Below are 4,694 nucleotides of genomic sequence, written 5' to 3'. Positions count from 1 at the left end.
TAAAACCGTTAAGGATAACATGAGTGTGGATTGGTCTAAACGTGATAGTGCAAAAGCTAAAATGAGAGTACAAGTTCGTAGATTATTAAAGAAATATGGCTATCCACCAGATCTTCAGAAAATAGCAGTAGAACAAGTAGTAGAACAAGCAGAATTAATGGCAAGTCAGCAATAAAAAAATAATTGAGCATCTTCCAAGTAAAGCGGAAGATGCTCGTATTTTTAACTATATTTATACTTCTATTTTAATAATGTAAATGATACTTTAAAATCTTATTTTTTATTAGGATCGATTACTTCCAATATAATGAAAATAATTAAGACAATTCTATTACTAAAAAATTATCTATATGGGTACTCGTATTCAACCTAGTGGTTTTATTGTCCAATCTTTTCGTGCATAAGGATTTAATGGATGCATGATTTCATTTGTTTGAGGGTTTGTTAATATATTGATTTTCTTTTTGTGAGGTTTTAACATGTCTAATACATCATTCACTCGATTTTCCACAAGAGGTTTCTTTCCGTAGGAACCCCAAGCCAATAAAACACTATCGGCTTCCTTGACAGCTTTCATAATGTGAATATCCGTATGCTTGTCATGGCTGTTTTCTATATGTTTTAAATTAATAGGTGTATCAATATTTGAAAAAAGGTTAATAAAATTAACGCCACCATATTCATCTTTTTCAGCTACTTTATTGATAATAAGTTGTGTTGTAAGGTCAACGTTGATAACACCATCATAATGAGGATACATCGTTATAATTGTGAGTACTTCTTTATCAATATCCCAAGTTTTCTTGAGAAGATAACGATGCATTTTATCTTCGCTAAATATCGCTTCGGTTTCTAATACACTTTTGATTGATTTCATTTTTATCTAACTCCTTTATTTAATATTCCTCAGGTAATAACATGACGTAATAAGAAAGGTCTACATCGTCTTCTCGGATAATGTAGACCTTATTAATGATGTTATACAGTGACAATACTGCTAATAATATGATTATTGAAGAATTAGGTGGCTATAAAGAAGTTAATAAAAGGCTAAAGTCATTAGATGATAAGACTACTAAGCCTTCAAGAATGGAACCTGAATTAAACAATTATGATCCAAAGAGTAATAAAGATACATCAACACCAAAAGCTTTTGGAAAAACACTCAATAAACTGATCAACGATGGTCATTTATCAAAAGAAAATAAAGCATTCTTAATCGATTTAATGATTAATAACAAAAGTGGAGATACTTTAATCAAAAAAGGTGCACCAAAGAATTTTAAAGTAGCAGATAAGAGCGGACAAGCGATTACTTATGCATCAAGTAATGATGTTGCTTTTGTATACCCTAAAGGTGAATCAAAACCAATTATTCTAGTTATATTCACAAATAAAGAAGGCAAAACAGATAAACCAAACGACAAAGTCATCAGTGAAACAGCTAAAGTCGTATTAGAAAAATTTAATGAGAAGTAGGAATAGAATATAGTGGAATAAGTCATAAAAAACACGCCCTTCAAATATGATGAAGGGCGTGTTGTACTATAGTAATCTATGATGAAAACATTAATTTTTAACCTAGCTCTGTCCTTTATACTCTACATCTAATGATAATTGATCGTATGAGATATTATATTTATCGAAGAACTTATTAATATAGTTCATCTTTCTTTCATTAGATAATTTTAAGAATAAGTAAATTCCTGGAACGATTTCTTCAGTATCTTCTATTTTCTTATTAAGAATGACGGATTCATAACCAAAATTAGTATCTATTTTTGAGCATTCGACTAATGGGTTTAAATCTATTTTAGCAAGCAGCTTAAATAGTTCTAAGAAAAATCCTTTCCATGTCTTAGCTGGTATATATTCATCATTTATAAACGTAAATCCTTGTATTTTATAATTAGCAAAATTCTCTTCACCGTCATAAACAAATAATTCATTTTCTTCTATTTCTTCTTGTATCGTAGACTCAGGAAATTCCCAAATTTCTATTGCTGTGCTAATTAATTGATTTGTTCTTTCAATAATTTCTGTTTCACGCCAATTTTCACTTCTTGCTGGTAACTTGTTTAAATTAACGAAATGACTTTCTTTAAATCCCTTTTCCATATTTTGCTTTTCTTCAAAGCTTCTATTACTATATTTCGAATTATAACCTGTTATCGTAAGATTCCCTAAACTATTTACATAACTATCATGAATCGTTTGATATTGATCACCTAATGCTTTCTTCCACTCAGAACTCAACTTCTGTGGCATGATGTGTTCAATACTATAGTCTTTATTTTTTAATCCTTCATATATTGATAATGATTCAATATGGTTATAATTTTCTAACCTTTCAAATATATATGAACGATATGATGAATTAATGTTATACCAATCATTATTTTTGAAGTTTCTTATTAATTCTTCATCAGTTGGTACTCTACCAGAACCTTGTTTCTTAAGTAATAAATATGTGATAACTTCTGAATCTTTGTATTCATTATCATGCGTATCTTGAAAATGTCTAAAGTCTCTATATAATGTAGCAATTACTTTGTTTAATGCATTTGAAGGTGTCTTTGTTATAATCCTTCTAGCTATATACTTCTCTATAATCTCCACTATTCTTATAGTTTCTTCTTCAGAAATTCTATCAGAAGTATAGTCATTAATAATTGCCATAATAAATGGTCTTATAACTGTTACATTCAATTCTAAAAATCGATTTAAAATTCTATCAATCTGCTTTGTCCCCGTATTACATTCAAGAATCATCTTATAAGTATTGGAATAATCATTGATGTCTTCAAATAAATCATGTTTATTAAAATCTAAATTAAAATAAGTCGTCTTAAATTCATTATAAACATTTGAGATTTTTGGAAATTCGGCATTCTTGATTGTTAAATAATATCTAAAGAATTTACTAACTTCAAAGTGTGTATTTTCTTCTAAAGGCTGCCAATAATTTTGGAAATATTTATCTTGTTCGGGTAAGTCTTCGTTCATAAGTAAGAAGTTACGTATTTTATCTGCATCCGTTAAAGCAACACCTGTTGAATTAAGACTTTCAAATATCAATTGTGGGTCATCTTCTGGTGAGTTCAGATTAACAACCATAAATTGAAGTTTCTGGATTGAATTCATTAACTGATCAACTGAAATATCCATACTATCAATGCAATCATAGAAATAACTATAATTTAATGTAATATTTGAAGATTTATCATAAAACTTTTCATTACCGAACAATAATTTATAAGACTTATAATCTCTAGGGTTAGATTGTAAAATATATTTATCAGGTGTACTTAAATACTGATCTTGTAAAAACGTATTTAATACATAATCAGCTGTTAAGCGAACATGTTGTGCTTTCTCTTCATTCTTATCTAACCAATTCTTGATAGCTAACATCAATAGTGACAAAGTCGTTAAACGCTGTTGACCATCAATTACAATAATATCCTGAGAATAATTCCCAGGTTTAACAACGATACTACCAAAGAAATGTGTCCTCTTATCATTAACTTCTAAGTCTAATAAATCATCAAACAATAATTTACAGTTTTCAATATTCCAGTCGTAATTCCTCTGATAAACAGGAATATAAATCTTAACCGCACCCCTTAAAAATTCAATCGCTGACCGAACATTACCATCCATAATAATCACCCTTATTTTAATTAATGTATAAATTCATTATAACGCAAGATGTATTATATAGAACACAATTACTCTTCATAAGTTGTATATAATCTAATTTCACTGAAATTTAACTATTATTATCAACGATTGTATTATATAATATTCTAAATACTATACGGAGGGAATTTAATGAAAAATATATTACTTGCAATAATAGCTATATTATTAGCAACAACTCTTGGATTTTGTATATTTGCCTATTTCGATTCTAAGAGTAATTCAGAGTTAAAATTATCTAATGATGAGACAACTTCAAACAGTAAAAAGAAAACTAATAAAAACCTTGATAATCCAGACAATAATGATAGTCAAATACGACCAACCGATGAAAATTCAATTGTAAATGAATCTCCGACAATGGTTGAAGTATTAACAATGATAGATAATGGTCAAAATGTTGCTGGTATTATAGATCAAGAAGGAAATACTTGGAGTCAAAACGGAGACAAGACTGTTAGTTATACTAATCCACAAGGTGAAAGTTATACTGCAAGTTTAGGTTTTCGTGGTGAAATTGATGGGACTGATTTTAATAGAACTTACTCTGGAGGAGAAGATAGTCCAATTGAATACGCAACAGAACCTGATCCTGAAGTTATAGCACAGTTACAAGAAGAAATTGATAATGCAGGTCTGCAAACAGAATTAGAAGCTAAACAAAAAGAATTAGATGAATATATTGATTCTTTTCCAAAGTAAAATAATAATAATATTCAACAGATTAACTATTTAGCTCTTGTTACTGCTACATTCAAATACTATTTATAACAAAAGACCTACAACATAGCATAAGCTATATTGCAGGTCTTCTAAATTATAAATTACTCGCCATTAACTCTGCCTGTTCAACTACTTGTTCAACGGCAATTTTTTGTAAATCTGGTGGGTATCCATATTTTTTAAGCAGTCGACGAACTTGTACTCTCATTTTTGCTTTCGAGCTTTCTCGTACGACCCAATCCACTGTCATATTTTCTTTTATAAGCTTC

General features: G+C 29.1%; 5 protein-coding genes and 2 pseudogenes. 3 read left to right on the top strand and 4 right to left on the bottom strand.

All coding sequences use genetic code 11. The features are described 5' to 3' along the window. Positions 1-175 (top strand): type I restriction enzyme endonuclease domain-containing protein (locus LQ598_RS13575; RefSeq protein WP_239745716.1); only part of this gene is annotated, 175 nt, incomplete at its 5' end. Between the two features lie 189 nt (positions 176-364). Here LQ598_RS13575 and LQ598_RS13570 read toward each other — a convergent pair. Both LQ598_RS13570 and LQ598_RS13965 read right to left on the bottom strand, forming a co-directional pair. Beyond that, positions 365-877 carry a DUF1643 domain-containing protein gene (locus tag LQ598_RS13570; RefSeq protein ID WP_198052378.1) on the bottom strand — a complete coding sequence of 171 codons (513 nt, stop codon included), beginning with the start codon at positions 875-877 and terminating at the stop codon, positions 365-367. Between the two features lie 19 nt (positions 878-896). Then, positions 897-974: pseudogene (locus LQ598_RS13965) on the bottom strand (DUF960 family protein); the annotation flags it as partial. A gap of 1 nt (position 975) precedes the next feature. Between LQ598_RS13965 and LQ598_RS13565 the strand changes: the two are divergent. Continuing rightward, positions 976-1,479, top strand: a pseudogene (locus LQ598_RS13565) (serine hydrolase); the annotation flags it as partial. 102 nt (positions 1,480-1,581) lie between these two features. On the opposite strand, the gene LQ598_RS13560 reads toward LQ598_RS13565, so the two are convergent. Further along, positions 1,582-3,663, bottom strand: coding sequence for a DUF262 domain-containing protein (locus tag LQ598_RS13560; RefSeq protein ID WP_107360089.1), 2,082 nt, complete (start codon positions 3,661-3,663; stop codon positions 1,582-1,584). Positions 3,664-3,834: 171 nt separating this feature from the next. Here LQ598_RS13560 and LQ598_RS13555 point away from each other — a divergent pair, with 171 nt between their 5' ends. Continuing rightward, positions 3,835-4,404 carry a hypothetical protein gene (locus tag LQ598_RS13555; RefSeq protein ID WP_107360090.1) on the top strand — a complete coding sequence of 190 codons (570 nt, stop codon included), beginning with the start codon at positions 3,835-3,837 and terminating at the stop codon, positions 4,402-4,404. Between the two features lie 115 nt (positions 4,405-4,519). On the opposite strand, the gene LQ598_RS13550 is transcribed toward LQ598_RS13555, so the two are convergent. Beyond that, positions 4,520-4,694 (bottom strand): type I restriction enzyme endonuclease domain-containing protein (locus tag LQ598_RS13550; protein ID WP_239745714.1); only part of this gene is annotated, 175 nt, incomplete at its 5' end.

This window comes from Mammaliicoccus sp. F-M27 (genome assembly GCF_022387115.1).
Lineage (GTDB): Bacteria > Bacillota > Bacilli > Staphylococcales > Staphylococcaceae > Mammaliicoccus > Mammaliicoccus vitulinus.
This window is presented reverse-complemented; position numbering and strand designations above follow the sequence as displayed.

Coding starts and splice junctions, on each gene's coding strand:
- LQ598_RS13570 (WP_198052378.1), bottom strand. CDS start 877: ATGAAATCAATCAAAAGTGTATTAGAAACCGAAGCGATATTTAGCGAA.
- LQ598_RS13560 (WP_107360089.1), bottom strand. CDS start 3,663: ATGGATGGTAATGTTCGGTCAGCGATTGAATTTTTAAGGGGTGCGGTT.
- LQ598_RS13555 (WP_107360090.1), top strand. CDS start 3,835: ATGAAAAATATATTACTTGCAATAATAGCTATATTATTAGCAACAACT.